This window comes from Ramlibacter paludis, from assembly GCF_022012305.1.
GTDB lineage: Bacteria > Pseudomonadota > Gammaproteobacteria > Burkholderiales > Burkholderiaceae_C > Ramlibacter > Ramlibacter paludis.
Genome location: NZ_JAKLTM010000004.1, coordinates 315,024 through 332,048, shown reverse-complemented (window position 1 = coordinate 332,048; position 17,025 = coordinate 315,024). Strand labels below are relative to the sequence as shown.

The window sequence follows — 17,025 nt, the reverse complement described above, 5'->3', positions numbered from 1 at the left end:
CATGGATCAGTCGGCGCAGGCGAAAAGGCGTGTAGGACGGGACCTTGTAACGGCCTGAACTTTCTCCGACACGACCCCTCAAGAGAGTTCGCAGTTACGAACAGTAGGGGACATTGCAAATGAACCAGCGCATCGCAGCGAAAGTGGCCCGCGTGCCGAATTACCTGGTCCTCGCCGGCCTCGTCGGCATCGGGCTCAGCGGTTCGATCGCCGTCGCCCCTTCCACCTCCGATACCCTGGCCCAGCGGCAGCACGCCGGCCACGTCACGGAAACCGCGCAGGCCGCCGTGGCCGCGATCACCGCGGCCGCGCACGACGTCGGCTCCGCGCCCATGATGGTCGCCAACGCTGCCGCCGCCACGCTCAAGTTCAACAGCCGCTACGACGCGCTGCGCGAGAAGGTGCGCTGGCTGCCGGTGCGCTTCGGCGGCACCGAACTCAAGACCCCGGACGCGCAATCGCGCCTGCTGCTCGCGCAGTCGGCCGCCCGCGACGCCAACCTGCAGCAAGTGGGGCTGAGCTACCGCGACGTCTACGGCATCATCAACGCCGAAACCAGCTGGATCCCGCGCCTGGGCGCCAGCAAGGACGGCACGCCCAACCTCGGCATCGCGCAGTTCGAGCCCGCCACCGCCAAGGCGATGGGCATCGTGAATCCTGCCGACCCGGTGGAAGCCGTGCATGCGGCCGCGGAACACATGCGCGACGCCGCCATCTGGAGCGCGCGCCGCATCGCCGGCCTGAAGCTCACGCCGGAGCAACAGGCGCGCAAGCTGCGCGAAGGCGTCTCGATCTACTACAACCTGTCGTCCAAGGGCCGCAGTGTCTGGAACGGCAAGAATACCGCCAAGCTGCCGGTGGAGACCCGCCGCCACATCGCCAACGCCCGCCTGGGCGCGCGCGAAGCCGCGGAGCTGGAGCAGCAGCTGGGCGAGCTCAAGGGCCGCATGAACCAGGGCGGCACGATGACCGCCTCCTACGACTCGCCCAAGGGTCGTTGATCAGGCGGCGGCGCGCCGCCGCACGGCCTCGATGTTGTTGCGCAAGGCGTAGAGCTCGTCGGCATACGACAGCGGCACGCTGACGCGCCCGACGCGCTCGTCGAGCGCGTCCAGTTCCCCCACCAGTTCCTGGCCCGCTGCGGGCTCGGCATGCAGCCGGGCCTCGATGTCGCGCAACTGCGCATACCAGCGGAAGACGCGCGAGCGGATGCGGAACTGGTACAGCGGCGGCACGATGCGCGTGAGCGGCAGCAGCACCGCCAGGATGATGCCCAGCACCAGCCACATGCGTTCCACCAGGTTGGCGATCCAGAAGGGCAGCCAGCGTTGCAGGAAAGGCTTGCCGCTGCGCAGCATGCGTTCGGCTTCGGCCGAGACCGGGTATTCGGTGCGCTCCAGCGTCGGATAGGCACTCGCGCGGTTGAACCAGCCGGCCGGCCCGTGGATGTCGCGCGCGGCCTGCGCGAACAGCTGCAGCAGCGCCGGGTGCGTGCCCTCGCGCGCGAGCAGGGAGGTGGTCGTCGCCACCAGCCGCACGTCCTGCGGCGGCTGGTCCTTCGCCAGGTCGACGATGCCGCGCGGCAGCACCACCGGGGTCAGGAAAGGCAGGCGGCGCGAGTAGGCCTCGCTCTGGCTGAAGTCCATCAGCTTCACCCCCGGCGTCTGCAGCAGCATCTGCACCATCAGCGACTCGGGCGCGGAAGCGAACACGATCACGTCGAGTTCACCGTTCAGGAATCCGACTGTCGCCGTCGTCTCGTCCAGGCGCGAGATCTTCATCCTGGCGGGGTCGAGGCTGTTCTGCTCGAACAGCTTGCGCATCAGCGAGGGGGAGCCGCTGCCGCGAAAGCCGACGTTGATGCGCAGGTCCTGCAGCTGCGTCAGCGAGCTGAGCACCCCGGCCGGCATGCCCTTGGCCGCCTCGGTGCGGTAGAACATCCAGAGCGGCTCCAGGAACAGGCTGCCCAGCGACTGGATGCCACTTTCCTCCCTGACGCTGCGGTCGTTCGTCCCGCCCTGCACGAAGCCCAGGTCTGCCTTGCCGGCACGCAGCAGCCGCAGGTTGGCGGGCGAGCCTTCGCTGGGCACCAGCACCACCTCGATGCCGTAGGCCTTGAGCGCCTTCTGGTAGCGCTTGCCGAACTCCTCGTACGCGCTTTGCGGGCCGCCGGTGGCCAGCACCACGCGCTTGGGCGGGTTGGGGTCGAGCCACCAGTAGGCCAGCACCAGCAGGCCCACGGCCAGCAGCAGCACAGGCCCCGCGGACACCAGCAGGTCGCGGAGGGACAGCAGGGTGTTGTGCAGCGCCTTCACCGGCTTCATGTGCCGCTTCATGCGAGCTCGCCCGTCGCCGGCAGGTGCAGGTCGCCCAGGCGCACGCCGCGCGCGGCACGGATCGCACGCACCGTCGCCAGCGCACAGGCCTCGGCGGCCATGGTGCCGAGGGTCATCATTCCCAACGATTTGCCGCTCGCGCCGGTGGCCAGCGCGAAGAGGGCGTCGCCATCGGAGAGCGTGTGCACCGGGTTGATCGCGCGCGCGAGCCCGTCGTGGCCCATGGTGGCAAGGCGGCCCGCCTGCACCTTGGTGAGCACGGCGTCGGTCGCGATGACGCCGATGGTGGTGTTGCTGCCCGCCAGCATGGGCTTGGGCGTGTCGCCGCGCAGCAGCGCCCGCCGCGTGTCCAGCAGGCGTAGGCCGTCCTCGCTGCGCGCGCCGGCGATCACCGTGCCGGTGTCGGGATCGACCACGTCGCCCAGCGCGTTGCAGGCAATGATCGCGCCCACGGTGACGCCGTCCACGGTGATCGAAGCGGTGCCTATGCCGCCCTTCATCGCGCGGTGGAAGCCGAAGATCTTGCCGACCACCGCGCCGGCGCCGGCGCCGACGCAGCCTTCTTCCGGCGGCGCGCTGCTGGCGGACTGGCACGCGGCGTAGCCCGCGGCGGCATCGGGCCGGATGCGCTGGTCGCCCAGCGGCAGGTCGAACAGCACCGCGCCGGGCACGATCGGAAGGCGTGCGGGCCCGACCGTCATGCCTATGCCTTGCTCGTCCAGCCAGCGCATGACGCCGCCGGCGGCGTCCAGGCCCCAGGCGCTGCCGCCGGACAGCAGCACACCGTGGACCCGCTCGACCACGTTGGAAGGATGCAGCAGGTCGGTTTCGCGCGTGCCGGGGGCCGCGCCGCGGACGTCCACGCCGGCAATGGCGCTGCCCGGTGCAAGCACCACGGTGCAGCCGGTGGGCCGGCGCGTATCGGTGAAGTGGCCGACCAGGATGCCGGCGACGCTGGTGATCGAAGTCCGCATGCGGGGATTATCGGGGGAGGATTTGTCCTACACCCTGAGCGGCGCCTTCTCCGACAGTCGCCAAAGGCTGGGCTTCCTAAAGTGGTGGCTTCCGCCGGCATGTGCCGGCATTCACCGCAACGAAGCCCCGAGAGAGGAACCGCCATGAACGCCGAAACGGCCAGCAACCCCTTCCCCACCAGTGCCGAGCAGGGCCAGAGCAGCAGCGGCGCCAACGGACTGAACGGCGACGTGAACCGCGTGCGCAAGGTCGCCCAGACCCTGCACGAGGCGGTGGACACGCTCGAGCAGAAGCTCGGGACCAGCAGCGACAAGATGATGAGCCTGCAGCAGGAATACGGCGACATGGCCCGCGAACAGGTCCGCGCCAACCCGCTGGCCGCGCTGGGCGTCGCCTTCGCCGCCGGCTTCGTGATCGCCAAGATCCTGCGCTGAAGCGCCCCGGGCCATCGGGCCCGACCCAATCCGGACGGCCGGGCGGAGCGATCCGCCCGGCTTTCCTGTTTCTGCAACCATGGCTTCCATGAAGCGACTTCCGCCCGGCGTGGGCGCTGCCCTGGCCGCCGCGCTGCTGTTCGGCGCCGCGGCGCCGCTCGCCAAGCTGCTGCTGCAGATCGCCAGCCCCTGGCTGCTGGCTGCCTTGCTGTATCTCGGCTCCGGCCTCGGGCTCGCGGTCCTGCGCGCCTTGCGACGAGGCGAGCGCGTGCGCCTGGCCGCGGGGGAATGGCCCTGGTTCGCCGGCGCGATCCTGTGCGGCGGCGTGGCCGGCCCGGTGTTGCTGCTGCTGGGACTGTCGGGACTGCCGGCTTCGCAGGCTTCGCTGCTGCTGAACGCCGAAGCCGTGCTCACGGCCTTGCTGGCCTGGGTGGTGTTCAGGGAGAACGTGGACCGCCACGTGGCCGCGGGCATGGCCTGCATCGTTGCGGGCGGCGTCGTGCTGGCCTGGCCGGACGGCACGCAGGCGAAGGGCGCGTGGCCTTCCATGCTGCTGGTGGTGGCGGCCTGCCTCGCGTGGGCCGTGGACAACAACCTCACGCGCAAGGTCTCGCTGGCGGATGCGTCGTGGCTCGCGATGGTGAAAGGGCTGCTGGCCGGCAGCGTCAACCTGGCCATCGCCCTCGCGCTGGGCGCGCACTGGCCCGCCCCATCGGCGGTGTTCGCCGCGGGCCTGCTCGGACTCGCGAGCTACGGCGTGAGCCTGGTGCTGTTCGTGCTGGCGCTGCGGCGGCTGGGCACGGCCCGCACCGGCGCCTATTTTTCGGTGGCGCCCTTCTTCGGCGCGTTGCTGGCCGTGCTGCTGCTGCGCGAGCCGGTGCACTGGCAACTGGCCGCCGCAGCCCTCCTCATGGCCTCAGGCGTGTGGCTGCACCTGCGCGAGCGGCACGAGCATGCCCACGCGCACGAGGAGCTGGCGCACGAGCACGAGCATGTGCACGACGACGCGCACCACGGCCACGTGCACGTGCCGCCGGTGGCGCCCGGCACGCGCCACAGCCATCCGCACGTGCATGCCCCGGTGGTGCACACGCATCCGCACTACCCGGATGCGCACCACCGCCACGGACACTAGTTCGGAGCGGGGGCCGGCAAGGGCATGCCGCGCTTGCCCATCACCTCGCGCAGGCGGTCCGGGTAGTCGGTGATGATCCCGTCCACGCCCCAGGCGATGAAGCGCTCCATGTCGGCCGGGTTGTTGATGGTCCAGGGGATCACCTGCAGGCCCAGCGCGTGCGCTTCCTTCACCAGCGGCTCGGTCAGGGCCGGCCCGTTGGGCGACCAGGCGGCGCCGCCGGCGGCCTTGACCATGCGCGGCACGCTGCCGTGGTCGTCGAAACGCAGGCCCGCCGTCCAGGCCGGGTCCTTGCTGTTGTCGCTGGTGGCGGTCTGCGAGGTGAGGTAGACCGTGGGAATCGCCGGCGCCAGCTGCTGCACCAGCTTGAGCGTGCGCCAGTCGAAGCTCTGGATGCTCACGCGCGACTGCATGCCCGCTTCCTGGATCACGGCCAGCAGGGCGCGCGTCAGCACCTCGGGCGCCACCGTGTCCTCGGCCCGGTTGGGAAACACCTTGGTCTCGATGTTGAAGCGCACGCCGGAGCGGCGCGCCTTCACCAGCGCGAAAAGCTCGGCCAGGGTGGGCACGCGGGTGCCGTCGCGCGCTTCCTGGGTCGCGAAGCTCGCGGCGTACGTGCTGTCCGGGCGGATGCGGCCCACGTCGTAGGCGCGCAGCTGCGCCAGCGTCAGCGACTTGATCAGCGGCCCGCGCGAGCCTTCCAGCCATTGGCCGTTGGCGTCGCGCGCGATCATCGGATTGAGGTAAGGGTCGTGCGAGACGACGACCACGCCGTCGGCCGTCAGGCCGACATCGAGTTCGAGCGTGTCGACGCCGAGCGCGAGCGCGCGCTCGAAGGCGGGCAGGGTGTTTTCCGGAGAGAGTCCGCGGCCGCCGCGATGGCCTTGCAGGTCGAAGGCGAAGGCGGAGGATGCGAACAGGGCAGCGGCCAGCAGGGCGGCCCGGGCGAGGGTGGAATGGCGCATGCCGGCATTGTGCCGTCTGCTAGATTGCGGCATGAAGAAAGCAGGCATCTCGCTGCTGGCGGCCGCCGTCGTGCTGCTGCTGGCCGTCCTCCTCAACCCCTCGCCGGAGAAGCACCGCCAGCGCATCCAGGAAGCGCTGGGCGAGCGCAACCCGGTGGTGCGCGCGCTCGGAGTCGGCGCGCTGGCGGCCTTTGCCTCCAGCTACCACTCGCTGGGCGTCGCCTCGTACACCACCTTGCGCGGCAAGACGGTGTCCGTCGGCGCCTTCGGGCTCGTCTTCGTGCTCTCCTAGTCCATCTTCGCGCCGGACTTCCTCACCGCGTCGGCCCAGCGCGGCATCTCCGCGGCCAGGTACTTCGCGAAGTCCTCGCTGCCCAGGAAGGCGGGGTCGGCGCCCTGCGCGGTCATGCGGCTGCGGATGTCGGGGCTGGCCAGCACCTGCCGGAAGGCGTCGCTCAGTTTCGCCGTCACGTCCTTCGGCAGGTTGGCCGGCGCCAGGAAGCCGTAGAACCCGACCACCTCGAAGTCCTTCACGCCGCTCTCGATCACGGTCGGCACCTCGGGCAGGGCGGCATTGCGCTCGCGGCTGGTGACCGCCAGCGCCTTCACCTTGCCTTGCTTGTGGTACGCCGCCGCCTGCGGGATCGACTCCGCCATGAACTGCACCTGGCCCCCCATCAGGTCGGTGAACGCGGGCGCGCTGCCGCGGTAGGGGATGTGCACCATGAACAGGCCGGTGGCGTTCTTGAACATCTCCGGCGCCAGGTGGCTGATGCCGCCGTTGCCCGCCGAGCCGTAGTTCACCTGGCCCGGGCGCGAGCGCGCATACGCGATGAATTCGGGCAGCGTGTTGACCGGCAGCTTGGGATTCACCAGCAGCGCCAGCGGCTGCATGGCCGTGCGCGCGATGGGCGTGAAGTCGCGCAGCGTCTGGTAGGGCAGCTTCGCGTACAGCGCCGGATTGATCACCATCACGCCGGTATTGGCCAGCATCAGGGTATAGCCATCGGCGGGCGCCTTCATCACTTCCTGCGCGCCCACCGTGCCGCCGGCCCCGGCCTTGTAGTCGATGACGAGCGGCTGGCCCAGCACGGCCTGCAGGCGTTCCGACAACAGGCGGGCGTGCTGGTCCAGCGGGCCGCCGGCCGGGAAGCCGATGACCAGCCGGATCGGCTTGTCGGGGTAGGCCGCCAGGGCGGTGAAGGACGTGGCAGCCAGCAGGGCCGCGGCGGCGGCCTTCCAGAATCGCATGGTGTCTCCTTGGTTCGAATGCGCAGCCATGATAGGGTGGGTCGCCCAGGCGACCGGGCTCGGGACCTTTCCCGATGGCGCCGGGGCCGGTGTTCGCTACCCTCCGCTCCATGGACCGTCCGCATCACAAGTTCTGGCCGAAGCGCCTGCCGCACGCCATCACGCTGCCTGCCACTTCCCTCTGGGACAACCTGGCCACCAGCGCCCGCCGCTATCCCGGCAAGGCGGCGCTCGTGTTCTTCGGCCGCGTGCTGACCTACGCGCAGCTGCAGCAGCGGGCCGAGCGGCTCGCCGCGCGCCTGCACGCGCTGGGCGTGCGCAAGGGTGACCGCGTGCTGCTGGACATGCAGAACTGCCCGCAGCTCGTGATCGCGCACTTCGCCATCCTGCGCGCCAACGCGGTGGTTGTGCCGGTCAACCCGATGAACCGCGCCGAGGAGCTGAAGCACTACATCACCGACCCGGACGCGAAGGTCGCCATCACCACCGGCGACCTCGCCGCCGAGATCGCCAAGGCCGACGCCCAGCTGCCCGAGGCGGACCGCCTGCGGCACATGATCGTCACGCAGTTCACCGATGCCTTCGACCCGGAAGCGCCGGAAGCCGGCCCCATGCCCGCGGCCTGGCGCGAATGGCTGCTCACGCGGCACCCGCTGCCGCAGCTCGCCGGCGGCGAAGTGCAGGCGTGGAGCGCGGCGCTGGACAACACGCTGGCCCTCCCCGCCCTGGAGGTGGGGCCAAGCGACCTGGCCGTGCTGCCTTACACCAGTGGCACCACGGGCAACCCCAAGGGCTGCATGCATCCGCACCGCAGCCTGATGCACAACGCGATCGCGAGCGCCGTGTGGGGCAACGCCACCTCCGAGACCGTCACGCTGCTCGTGGTGCCGATGTTCCACATCACCGGCATGGTGAGCGCGCTGCATTCGAACATCTACTCCGCGGCCACCATCGTGCTCATGCCGCGCTGGGACCGCGAGCTGGCCGGCTGGCTGATCTCCAACTGGAAGGTCACGAGCTGGACCAACATCCCGACGATGGTGATCGACCTGCTGGCCAGCCCCAACTTCGCGAGCTACGACCTCTCCAGCCTGGTGCACATCGGCGGCGGCGGCGCCGCGATGCCGCAGGCGGTGGCGCAGCGGCTGCTGGAGCAGTTCAACCTGAAATACATCGAGGGCTACGGCCTCACCGAGACGGCTGCGCCTTCGCACAGCAACCCGATCGATGCACCCAAGCAGCAGTGCCTGGGCGTGCCTTTCATGAGCTGCGATGCGCGCGTGGTGGACCCCGAGACGCTGCGCGAGCTGCCGCCCGGCGAGCAGGGCGAGATCATCATCCACGGCCCGATGGTGTTCGACGGCTACTGGAAGCGGCCCGATGCGACCGCTGCGGCCTTCGTCGAGTTCGAGGGCAAGCGCTTCTTCCGCTCCGGCGACCTCGGGCGCACCGACGAGGACGGCTACTTCTTCCTCACCGACCGCCTCAAGCGAATGATCAACGCGTCAGGCTTCAAGGTCTGGCCGGCGGAAGTCGAGGCCCTGATGTTCCGCCACCCGGCGATCCAGGAAGCCTGCGTGATCGCCGCGCGCGACGCCTACCGCGGCGAAACGGTCAAGGCCGTCGTCGTCCTGCGGCCGTCTTTCAAGGGCCAGGTGAGCGAGCAGGAGATCGTGGACTGGTGCCGCGAGAACATGGCCGTCTACAAGGTGCCGCGCATCGTCCAGTTCGCGGATGCCTTGCCCAAGAGCGGCAGCGGCAAGGTGATGTGGCGAAGCCTCCAGGAGGCCGAAAGCGCCAGCTGAAGCTCGACCAAGGCAGCAACCGAACTGAACTGTCGGAAAGGGCCTACAGCCCCGGTGGTGCGGCCCCGTTACTATGGCCGCGCACCGCATTTCATGCGGCTTTTACCTACCGCATGAAACGGCCACCTCCTCCCCTGAACCTACCCACCCAGGAACGCGCGTCCACCGGCATCCCCGGTCTCGACGACGTGCTGGGGGGCGGCTTTCCCGTCCGGCACCTTTACCTGGTGGAGGGCGATCCCGGCGCGGGCAAGACCACGCTGGGGCTGCAGTTCCTGGCCGAGGGCGCGCGCCACGGCGAGCGCGGCCTGTACGTCACGCTGTCCGAAACCTCGTCCGAGCTGCGCACGGTCGCCGCGTCGCACGGCTGGTCCCTCGAAGGCATCGAATTGTTCGAACTGGTCAGCAGCGAAGGCCTGAGCCCGGAGCTGGAACAGTCGATCCTGCATCCGGCCGAAGTCGAACTCGGCGAAACCGTGCGCGGCGTGATGGCGGCGGTGCAGCGCCTGAAACCGCAGCGCGTGATCTTCGACAGCCTGTCGGAGATGCGCCTGCTGGCGCAGGACCCGCTGCGCTACCGGCGCCAGGTGCTCGCGCTGAAGAAATTCTTTTCCGACCACGACTGCACGGTGCTGATGCTGGACGACCGCTCCAGCCGCCACACCGACCAGCAACTGCACAGCATCGCGCACGGCGTGGTGAACCTGGAGCAGGCGGTCGACCAGTACGGTCCCGAAAGGCGCCGCCTGCGCGTGATCAAGATGCGCGGCATCAAGTTCCGGGGCGGCGAACACGACTTCGTGCTGGACACCGGCGGCCTCGCGGTGTTCCCGCGCCTGGTGGCGGCGGAGCACCGCGTCGAGTCCACGGCCAAGGTGGTGAGCACCGGCATGGCGCGGCTGGACGGCCTGGTGGGCGGTGGATTGTCCCGGGGCACCAACACGCTCCTTTGCGGTCCTTCGGGCATCGGCAAGACGACCACGGCGCTGGCTTGCGTGCTGGCGGCGCTGAAGCGTGGCGAGCGCGCGGTCTACTACCTGTTCGACGAAGGCCTGGCCACGCTGGTGCAGCGCGCCAAGGCGCTCAATCTCGACATCACGCCGTACCTCGACAACGGGCAGCTGAGCCTGGTGCCGCTGGACCCGGCCGAGGTGTCCGCCGGCGAGTTCGCGCACCGGGTGCGGCATGCGGTGGAGGAAGATGGCGCGGGGATGGTGGTCATCGACAGCCTCAACGCCTACTTGCAGGCCATGCCCGGCAGCAAGTACCTGATGCTGCAGATGCACGAGCTGCTCACCTACCTGAGCCACCGCGACGTGGTCACCCTGCTGATCCTCGGGCAGCACGGCATCATCGGCGAGATCCAGTCGGACATCGACATGAGCTACCTCGCCGACGGCATCCTGCTGTTCCGCTTCTTCGAGGCGCGCGGCCAGGTGCTGAAGGCGGTTTCGATGGTGAAGAGCCGGACCAACCAGCACGAGCAGACCATCCGCGAGCTGCGCATGCAGGCCGGCGGCATCGAGATCGGCGAGGCGCTGACCGACTTCATCGGCGTGCTGGCCGGCGTGGCCCACTACCGCGGCGCGATGCCGCTGCTCGGTGACGACGAGCATTCGAGGAAGCACTGATGGAATTGCGGGTCCTGGTCTACGCACCCCGCGGCCGCGATGCCGCGGTGGTGGAGAGCGTGCTGGCCGGACAGAAGATCACGGCCCGGGTCTGTGCCGACCAGGATGACCTGCTGGCCCGCCTGGACGAAGGCGCCGCCGCGGTGATCCTGACCGAGGAAGCGCTGGCCGAACTGCTGCAGGACAACCGCCTCACGCAGTGGCTGCAGAACCAGCCGCCCTGGTCCGACTTCCCCTTCGTGGTGCTCGCGACCAAGCGCGAGGGCCGCCGCGCCGACAAGGACTTCCGCTCCCTGCACAGCCTGGGCAACCTGGTGCTGCTGGAGCGGCCGCTCAACGCCGAGACCCTCGCCAGCGCCGCCGAGTCCGCCGTGCGCGCGCGCCGCCGCCAGTACGCGGCGCGCCAGCACCTGGAGGAACTCGGGCGCACGCGGCAGGAGCTGGAGCGCCTGAACGGCGACCTGGAAAACCGCATCCTCACGCGCACCAGGGAACTCGCCAGCGCCAACGATCGCCTGATGAAGGAGATCAACGAACGCGAGCGGGCGCAGAACGCGCTGACGCAGGTGCAGAAGCTCGAGGCGATCGGCCGTCTCACCGGCGGCATCGCGCACGACTTCAACAACCTGCTGCACGTGGTCAACATGAACCTCGAGCTGGTCTCCCTCTATGCCAAGGAGGAGAAGGTCAAGCCCGTGGTGGACCGCGCCAAGAGCGCGGCGCGGCGCGGCTCGCGCCTGACCAACCAGCTGCTGTCCTTTGCCCGCAGCCAGTCGCTGATGCCCAAGCTCACCAGCGTGAACCAGCTGCTGGGCGGCATGAAGGACCTGCTGGAGATTTCGGTGGGCTCGGGCGTGGAAGTGACCTACGACCTGTGCGAGGAAGACGCGACGGCGGTGCTCGACCCGGGCCAGCTGGAAATGGCGATCCTGAACCTGGCGGTGAACTCCAAGGACGCGATGCCCGAAGGCGGCAAGCTCACGATCACCACCGGCACCCGCTACTTCGACGACGAGCGCGACCTCCCGGCCGGCGACTACGTGCTGGTGTCCGTGAGCGACAGCGGCAGCGGCATCCCGCCCAACCTGCTGCAGAAGGTGTTCGACCCGTTCTTCACCACCAAGCCGGTGGGCAGCGGCACGGGCCTGGGCCTGAGCCAGGTCTACGGCTTCGCGCGCCAGTCCGGCGGCGTGGTGCGCCTGCGCAGCGAGCTGGGCAAGGGCACGACGGTGGAGATGCTGTTCCCGCAGGCCGACGAGGAAGCGGAGCCGCCGGCCGCGCCGGTGCGCGCCGTGGGCCTGCCCCCCAAGGCGAACGCCAGCCACATCCTGGTGGTGGAAGACGACCCGGACGTGCGCCGCGTGATCGTCGAGTGCCTGAGCCTGATCGGCTACCGCGTCTCCGAGGCCGCCAACGGCGGCGAGGCGCTGGCGCAGCTCGGCACGTCCCGGCCCGACCTGCTGGTGGTGGACTACGCCATGCCCGACATGACCGGCGCCGAGGTGATTTCGCGCGCGCGCCAGCTGCTGGGAGCGATCCCGGTCATCCTGGCCACGGGCTATGCCGACATGGCGGCGGTGGAACGCCTGGCCGGCAAGCCCACCATCCTGCGCAAGCCTTTCGACATCGCGCAATTGGGCGATGCGGTGGCGAGCGTGCTGGATGGCGCGAAGGCGGAAGCCACCAGCGCCTGACCCGCGGCGTCAGTCCTTGACGCGTCCCAGCAGGAGGAACTCCATGAGCGCCTTCTGCACGTGCATGCGGTTCTCCGCCTCGTCCCACACCACCGACTGCGGGCCGTCGATCACTTCGGCCTCGACTTCCTCGCCGCGATGCGCGGGCAGGCAGTGCATGAAGAGCGCATCCGGCTTGGCGACCTTCATCATGTCGGCGTCGACGCGCCAGTCGGCGAAGGCGGCGCGGCGCTCTTCGTTCTCGGCCTCGAAGCCCATGCTGGTCCAGACGTCCGTGGTCACCAGGTCGGCGCCGCGGCAGGCTTCCATCGGGTCGCGGAAGACCTTGTAGCTGTCGTTGCTGCGCAAGCCGGCCACGGCCTGGTCGACCTCGTAGCCGGACGGCGTGCTGACGTGCACGGTGAACCCGAGCAGCTCCGCGGCCTGCAGCCAGGTGTTGGCCATGTTGTTGCCGTCGCCGACCCAGGCCACCACCTTGCCGGCGATCGACCCCCGGTGCTCGATGTAGGTGAAGATGTCGGCCAGGATCTGGCAGGGATGGAATTCGTTGGTCAGCCCGTTGATCACCGGCACCCGCGAGTGCGCGGCGAAGCGCTCGATCTTGTCCTGGCCGAAGGTGCGGATCATCACCAGGTCGACCATGCGGCTGATCACCTTGGCGCTGTCCTCGATCGGCTCGGCGCGTCCCAGCTGGCTGTCGCCGGTGGTGAGGTGCACCACCGAGCCGCCCAGCTGGTACATGCCCGCTTCGAAGCTCACGCGCGTGCGCGTCGAGGCCTTCTCGAAGATCATCGCCAGCGTGCGGTCCGCGAGCGGGTGGTACTTCTCGTAGCCCTTGAACTTGCGCTTGATCGCCGCGGCGCGCTCGAAGACCCAGCGATGCTCGTCGGCGGTGAAATCGGTGAACTGCAGGAAATGCCGGATCGCCATGTCGCTCTTGCTCATTCGGCCAGGAACTTCTTCACCAGCGGGGCGAGGATGGCCACGACCTCGTCGGCCTGCGCCTCGGTCATGATCAGCGGCGGCAGCAGGCGGATGACGGTGTCGGCGGTCACGCTGATCAAAAGGCCGGCGTCGGCCGCGCGCTGCGTCAGCACGCCGCAGGAGCGGTCCAGCTCCACGCCGATCATCAGGCCCTGGCCGCGGATCTCCACCACCTGCTTCAGGCCGCCCAGCTCGCGCTCGAGCGCCGCCTTCAGGTGGGCGCCGACCCGGGCGGCGTTCTCGACCAGCTTGTCTTCCTCCATGATGCGCAGCGTCTCGACGCCCGCGCGCATGGCCAGCGGGTTGCCGCCGAAGGTCGTGCCGTGGTTGCCGGGCTGGAAGATGTTGGCGGCCTTGGGGCCGGCCACCACCGCGGCGATCGGCACGCCCGAGCCCAGGCCCTTGGCCAGGGGCATCACGTCCGGCACGATGCCGGCCCACTGGTGCGCGAACCACTTGCCGGTGCGGCCCATGCCGCACTGCACCTCGTCGATCATCAGCAGCCAGTCGTTCTGGTCGCACAGGGCGCGCACCTGCTTCAGGTATTCGATGCGCATGGCGTTGATGCCGCCTTCGCCCTGGATCGTCTCGAAGAACACGGCCACCACGTCTTTGTTGCCCTCGGTGGCCTTCTTCAGGGCGGCGATGTCGTTCAGCGGCACGCGGATGAAGCCCTCGACCAGCGGGCCGAAGCCGGCCTGCACCTTCTCGTTGCCGGTGGCCGAGAGGGTGGCAATGCTGCGGCCGTGGAAGGCCTTCTCGTAGACGACGATCTGCGGCTTCTCGATGCCGCGGTCGTGGCCGTACTTGCGCGCCAGCTTGATCGCCGCCTCGTTGGCCTCCAGCCCGGTCGAGCCGAAGAACACGTTGGTCATGCCGGACAGTTCCACCAGCTTGGCCGCCAGCTTCTCCTGGTTGGGCACGTGGTAGTAGTTGCAGCTGTGGATGATCTTCGCCACCTGGTCCTGCAGGGCAGGCACCAGCTTGGGGTGGTTGTGCCCCAGCGTGTTGACCGCGATGCCGGCCAGGGCATCCAGGTATCGCTTGCCGTTGACGTCCCAGACGTGCACGCCCTGGCCATGCGACAGCGCGATCGGCAGCCGGCCATAGGTGTTCATGGTGTGGGGGGACGACGGCTCGATGTGGGCCATTGCAGCTGTTCCTTTTCGCGTCACAAATGAAAGCGGCTCAACGTGTCTGGTGAGCCGTTGGAACGCGATTGTAGGCACACGGCTTGCGTGCAATGTTTGAGAATTCCGCATCACTCCAATGCACCGCCGGACGAGCCAACTCTTATATAAGATAGAATACTTGTGCGGCGCAGCAAGGCAGACGGGCCACGCGCCGCCGCCCCTCCGACCCATGGTTTCCAGCAACGCCAAAGAAGTGTTCATCCAGGGCATCACCCAGGATGGCCGCACCTTCCGCCCCAGCGACTGGGCCGAGCGGCTGGCCGGGGTGATGAGCTCCTTCCGCCCCGGCGGCGCCCAGCCGGGCAGCCACCTGAGCTATTCGCCCTGGGTCGTGCCCACCGTCATCAACGGCATCAAGTGCGTGATCGTCAACAGCGATCTGCGCGCCCACGAGCCCATGGCCTGGGACTTCTGCCTGAACTTCGCCAAGGACAACGACCTGCAGGTGGGCGAGGCTTGCCTGCTGCCCGAAGACCGGCCGGTGAAATGAAAAAACCGCCCGAAGGCGGTTTTTCACTTTTGCTTGCTGGCAGCGCACCCGGTTCAAACGGCGCGAGCCTTGCGGCCCACGGGCTGACCTGACGGAAGTGTCAGGCGGTGGCGGCGGCGAGGCCCTTGACCTTCGCCGACAGGCGGCTCTTGTCGCGAGCTGCCTTGTTCTTGTGGAAGATTCCCTTGTCGGCAACCGTGTCCACGATGGCTTGGGCCTTGGCGAACAGTTCGGTCGCCTTGGCCTTGTCACCCGCTGCGACCGCCTTTTCGACGTTCTTCACAGCGGTACGGTACTTGGAGCGCAGGGACGTGTTGGCCGAGTTCAGCTTCACGTCCTGGCGGGCGCGCTTGCGGCCGGAGGCCAGGCGCGGGTTCTTTTTCTTGGGTTTGGCAGAGGCCATGGTGAGTCCTTAGGTGTCTGAGGATGATGCCAGCAAAGCCCACCATTATAGCCGCCCGCCATTTCCCCGCCGCCCAAGGGGTAGTCGGCCGTTTCCGGGGGCTACACTCGGGCCAGTGAGCCTTTTCAAAGCCGCCTCCACCGTCTCCCTCCTGACCCTGGCTTCCCGCGTCACCGGGCTCCTGCGCGACGTGCTGATGGTCTCCGTGTTCGGCGTCAGCGCGCTCACCGACGCCTTCTACGTCGCCTTCCGCATCCCCAACCTGTTCCGCCGCGTCTTCGGCGAGGGCGCCTTCAGCCAGGCCTTCGTGCCGGTGCTGGCCGGCAACCGGGCCACCGAAGGCGATGCCGGCGCCAAGGTACTGGTCGACCACGTGTCCACCGTGCTGCTGTGGACCCTGGTGCTGCTCTGCATCCTGGGCGTGGTGGGCGCGCCGCTGCTGGTCTGGGCGCTGGCCAGCGGCCTGCAGCAGACGCCGCATGCCTACGACGCGGCCATCGTCATGACCCGCTGGATGTTCCCCTACATCGGCTTCATGTCGCTGGTGGCGCTGGCGGGCGGCATCCTCAACACCTGGAAGCGCTTTGCCGTGCCGGCGGCTTCGCCGGTGCTGCTGAACCTGACGCTGATCCTGTCGATCGTCGTCGTCGCGCCCTGGTTCCAGCGCCTGGGCATCGAGCCGATCTACTCCCAGTGCGTGGGCGTGATGCTGGGCGGCATCCTGCAGCTGGCCTTCCAGCTGCCCGCGCTGCGCAAGATCGGCATGCTGCCGCGCATCGGCGCCACCTTCGCCGGCCTGCGCGCGGCGCTGAACGACCCGTCCACCCGCACCATCCTGCGCCTTATGCTGCCGGCGCTGCTGGGCGTGAGCGTCGCCCAGATCTCCTTGCTGATCAATACGCAGATCGCCTCGCACCTGGCGCCGGGCAGCGTCAGCTGGCTGAATTCGGCCGACCGGCTGATGGAATTCCCGACCGCGATGCTGGGCGTGGCGCTGGGCGTGGTGCTGATGCCGCAGCTGGCCGCGGCGCGCGCCAGCCAGGACGAGGAGCGCTATTCGGGCATGCTCGATTGGGGCCTGCGCCTCGTGGTGCTGCTCGCGATTCCCTGCTCGGTGGCGCTGCTGGTGTTCGCGCGCCCGCTGGTGGCCACGCTGTTCCACTACGGCGCCTTCAAGGCCAGCGACGTCGACCAGGTGGCGCTGGCGCTGGGCGGCTACGGCAGCGGGCTGCTGGGCCTGGTGGCCATCAAGGTGCTGGCTCCCGGGTACTACGCCAGCCAGGACATGCGCACGCCGATGCGCATCGCGATCGTGGCGCTGCTCATCACGCAATTGCTGAACCTCGCGCTGGTCCCGTGGCTCAGGCACGCGGGCCTGGCCCTGTCGATCGGGCTGGGGGCCCTGGTGAATGCCGGCTTGCTGCTGGCGGGGCTGCTGCGCCGCGGCCGCTACAAGCCGAGCCCGGGCTGGGGCCGCTTCGCCCTGCAGGTGTTCGCGGCGAGCGCCTTGCTGGGGGTATTCCTGACGTGGGCGACCTTCAACCTGCCCTGGATCGCCTGGAACGACCAGAAGCTGCTGCGCATCGGCGTGATGGCGGGGTTGATGGCCGCGTCGGGCGTGCTTTACTTCGGCGCGCTGCGGATCGCGGGACTCAAATTGCGCCAGTTCGTGCGCCACTGAAGCCTGGCGGCAACGGTGGCTTGACGCTCCCCACCCGGTCCATTACAA

16 protein-coding genes are annotated in these 17,025 nt (G+C 69.0%); 9 read left to right on the top strand and 7 right to left on the bottom strand.

Annotated elements, in window-relative coordinates:
* The first annotated feature begins 119 nt into the window (after positions 1-119).
* Positions 120-1,001, top strand: a complete 882-nt coding sequence (locus LZ009_RS15280) for a hypothetical protein (RefSeq protein WP_275698810.1) — start codon at positions 120-122, stop codon at positions 999-1,001.
* Here LZ009_RS15280 and LZ009_RS15275 read toward each other — a convergent pair whose 3' ends face one another.
* Both LZ009_RS15275 and LZ009_RS15270 read right to left on the bottom strand, forming a co-directional pair.
* Positions 1,002-2,324 (bottom strand): TAXI family TRAP transporter solute-binding subunit, encoded by a 1,323-nt coding sequence (locus tag LZ009_RS15275; RefSeq protein ID WP_275698809.1) that lies wholly within the window; start codon positions 2,322-2,324, stop codon positions 1,002-1,004.
* 8 nt (positions 2,325-2,332) lie between these two features.
* Positions 2,333-3,310: a P1 family peptidase gene (locus LZ009_RS15270; RefSeq protein WP_275698808.1), complete on the bottom strand. Its 978-nt coding sequence runs from the start codon at positions 3,308-3,310 to the stop codon at positions 2,333-2,335.
* Between the two features lie 144 nt (positions 3,311-3,454).
* Between LZ009_RS15270 and LZ009_RS15265 the strand changes: the two genes are divergently transcribed.
* Together LZ009_RS15265 and LZ009_RS15260 are read left to right on the top strand one after the other, a co-directional pair.
* Positions 3,455-3,745 carry a hypothetical protein gene (locus tag LZ009_RS15265; RefSeq protein WP_275698807.1) on the top strand — a complete coding sequence of 97 codons (291 nt, stop codon included), beginning with the start codon at positions 3,455-3,457 and terminating at the stop codon, positions 3,743-3,745.
* Between the two features lie 79 nt (positions 3,746-3,824).
* Positions 3,825-4,880: a DMT family transporter gene (locus LZ009_RS15260; RefSeq protein WP_275698806.1), complete on the top strand. Its 1,056-nt coding sequence runs from the start codon at positions 3,825-3,827 to the stop codon at positions 4,878-4,880.
* Here LZ009_RS15260 and LZ009_RS15255 read toward each other — a convergent pair.
* Positions 4,877-5,845: a glycerophosphodiester phosphodiesterase gene (locus tag LZ009_RS15255; protein WP_275698805.1), complete on the bottom strand. Its 969-nt coding sequence runs from the start codon at positions 5,843-5,845 to the stop codon at positions 4,877-4,879. The two genes, LZ009_RS15260 and LZ009_RS15255, sit on opposite strands and share 4 nt — an antisense overlap.
* 31 nt (positions 5,846-5,876) lie before the next feature.
* Between LZ009_RS15255 and LZ009_RS15250 the strand changes: the two genes are divergently transcribed.
* Complete coding sequence (locus LZ009_RS15250) at positions 5,877-6,137, top strand: hypothetical protein (RefSeq protein ID WP_275698804.1); 261 nt, start codon at positions 5,877-5,879, stop codon at positions 6,135-6,137.
* Here the strand turns inward: LZ009_RS15250 and LZ009_RS15245 are convergent.
* A complete protein-coding gene (locus LZ009_RS15245) occupies positions 6,134-7,096 on the bottom strand; it encodes a Bug family tripartite tricarboxylate transporter substrate binding protein (RefSeq protein WP_275698803.1) in 963 nt (320 codons plus the stop codon). The genes LZ009_RS15250 and LZ009_RS15245 overlap by 4 nt on opposite strands.
* 110 nt (positions 7,097-7,206) lie before the next feature.
* Between LZ009_RS15245 and LZ009_RS15240 the strand changes: the two genes are divergently transcribed.
* From LZ009_RS15240 to LZ009_RS15230, 3 genes are all read left to right on the top strand, one after another.
* Positions 7,207-8,901 carry a long-chain fatty acid--CoA ligase gene (locus LZ009_RS15240; protein ID WP_275698802.1) on the top strand — a complete coding sequence of 565 codons (1,695 nt, stop codon included), beginning with the start codon at positions 7,207-7,209 and terminating at the stop codon, positions 8,899-8,901.
* A gap of 113 nt (positions 8,902-9,014) precedes the next feature.
* Positions 9,015-10,532 carry an ATPase domain-containing protein gene (locus tag LZ009_RS15235; RefSeq protein ID WP_275698801.1) on the top strand — a complete coding sequence of 506 codons (1,518 nt, stop codon included), beginning with the start codon at positions 9,015-9,017 and terminating at the stop codon, positions 10,530-10,532.
* Complete coding sequence (locus LZ009_RS15230) at positions 10,532-12,226, top strand: response regulator (RefSeq protein WP_275698800.1); 1,695 nt, start codon at positions 10,532-10,534, stop codon at positions 12,224-12,226. The genes LZ009_RS15235 and LZ009_RS15230 overlap by 1 nt, the downstream gene beginning before the upstream one ends.
* A 9-nt stretch (positions 12,227-12,235) precedes the next feature.
* Here the strand turns inward: LZ009_RS15230 and argF are convergent, their stop codons facing one another.
* Both argF and LZ009_RS15220 read right to left on the bottom strand, forming a co-directional pair.
* Positions 12,236-13,171 (bottom strand): ornithine carbamoyltransferase, encoded by a 936-nt coding sequence (argF, locus tag LZ009_RS15225; protein WP_275698799.1) that lies wholly within the window; start codon positions 13,169-13,171, stop codon positions 12,236-12,238.
* Positions 13,168-14,361 (bottom strand): aspartate aminotransferase family protein, encoded by a 1,194-nt coding sequence (locus LZ009_RS15220; RefSeq protein WP_275698798.1) that lies wholly within the window; start codon positions 14,359-14,361, stop codon positions 13,168-13,170. The genes argF and LZ009_RS15220 overlap by 4 nt, the downstream gene beginning before the upstream one ends.
* 211 nt (positions 14,362-14,572) lie before the next feature.
* On the opposite strand from LZ009_RS15220, the gene LZ009_RS15215 reads away from it, so the two are divergent.
* The gene (locus tag LZ009_RS15215; protein ID WP_275698797.1) at positions 14,573-14,893 is read left to right on the top strand and encodes a DUF3579 domain-containing protein; all 321 of its coding nucleotides are present in this window, start codon (positions 14,573-14,575) and stop codon (positions 14,891-14,893) included.
* A 100-nt stretch (positions 14,894-14,993) separates the two neighbouring features.
* On the opposite strand, the gene rpsT is transcribed toward LZ009_RS15215, so the two are convergent.
* On the bottom strand, positions 14,994-15,296 hold the full coding sequence (rpsT, locus tag LZ009_RS15210; protein WP_275698796.1) for a 30S ribosomal protein S20: 303 nt from the start codon (positions 15,294-15,296) through the stop codon (positions 14,994-14,996).
* Between the two features lie 115 nt (positions 15,297-15,411).
* Here rpsT and murJ point away from each other — a divergent pair, with 115 nt between their 5' ends.
* The gene (gene murJ, locus LZ009_RS15205) at positions 15,412-16,977 is read left to right on the top strand and encodes a murein biosynthesis integral membrane protein MurJ (protein WP_275698795.1); all 1,566 of its coding nucleotides are present in this window, start codon (positions 15,412-15,414) and stop codon (positions 16,975-16,977) included.
* Positions 16,978-17,025: the final 48 nt, after the last annotated feature.

What these genes read in the sequence shown, in the direction of transcription:
- LZ009_RS15280 (WP_275698810.1), top strand. Translation starts at nt 120, where the DNA reads ATGAACCAGCGCATCGCAGCGAAAGTGGCCCGCGTGCCGAATTACCTG.
- LZ009_RS15250 (WP_275698804.1), top strand. Translation starts at nt 5,877, where the DNA reads ATGAAGAAAGCAGGCATCTCGCTGCTGGCGGCCGCCGTCGTGCTGCTG.
- LZ009_RS15265 (WP_275698807.1), top strand. Translation starts at nt 3,455, where the DNA reads ATGAACGCCGAAACGGCCAGCAACCCCTTCCCCACCAGTGCCGAGCAG.
- LZ009_RS15230 (WP_275698800.1), top strand. Translation starts at nt 10,532, where the DNA reads ATGGAATTGCGGGTCCTGGTCTACGCACCCCGCGGCCGCGATGCCGCG.
- LZ009_RS15245 (WP_275698803.1), bottom strand. Translation starts at nt 7,096, where the DNA reads ATGCGATTCTGGAAGGCCGCCGCCGCGGCCCTGCTGGCTGCCACGTCC.
- argF (WP_275698799.1), bottom strand. Translation starts at nt 13,171, where the DNA reads ATGAGCAAGAGCGACATGGCGATCCGGCATTTCCTGCAGTTCACCGAT.
- LZ009_RS15260 (WP_275698806.1), top strand. Translation starts at nt 3,825, where the DNA reads ATGGCTTCCATGAAGCGACTTCCGCCCGGCGTGGGCGCTGCCCTGGCC.
- LZ009_RS15270 (WP_275698808.1), bottom strand. Translation starts at nt 3,310, where the DNA reads ATGCGGACTTCGATCACCAGCGTCGCCGGCATCCTGGTCGGCCACTTC.
- LZ009_RS15255 (WP_275698805.1), bottom strand. Translation starts at nt 5,845, where the DNA reads ATGCGCCATTCCACCCTCGCCCGGGCCGCCCTGCTGGCCGCTGCCCTG.
- LZ009_RS15235 (WP_275698801.1), top strand. Translation starts at nt 9,015, where the DNA reads ATGAAACGGCCACCTCCTCCCCTGAACCTACCCACCCAGGAACGCGCG.
- LZ009_RS15215 (WP_275698797.1), top strand. Translation starts at nt 14,573, where the DNA reads ATGGTTTCCAGCAACGCCAAAGAAGTGTTCATCCAGGGCATCACCCAG.
- LZ009_RS15220 (WP_275698798.1), bottom strand. Translation starts at nt 14,361, where the DNA reads ATGGCCCACATCGAGCCGTCGTCCCCCCACACCATGAACACCTATGGC.
- LZ009_RS15275 (WP_275698809.1), bottom strand. Translation starts at nt 2,324, where the DNA reads ATGAAGCCGGTGAAGGCGCTGCACAACACCCTGCTGTCCCTCCGCGAC.
- rpsT (WP_275698796.1), bottom strand. Translation starts at nt 15,296, where the DNA reads ATGGCCTCTGCCAAACCCAAGAAAAAGAACCCGCGCCTGGCCTCCGGC.
- LZ009_RS15240 (WP_275698802.1), top strand. Translation starts at nt 7,207, where the DNA reads ATGGACCGTCCGCATCACAAGTTCTGGCCGAAGCGCCTGCCGCACGCC.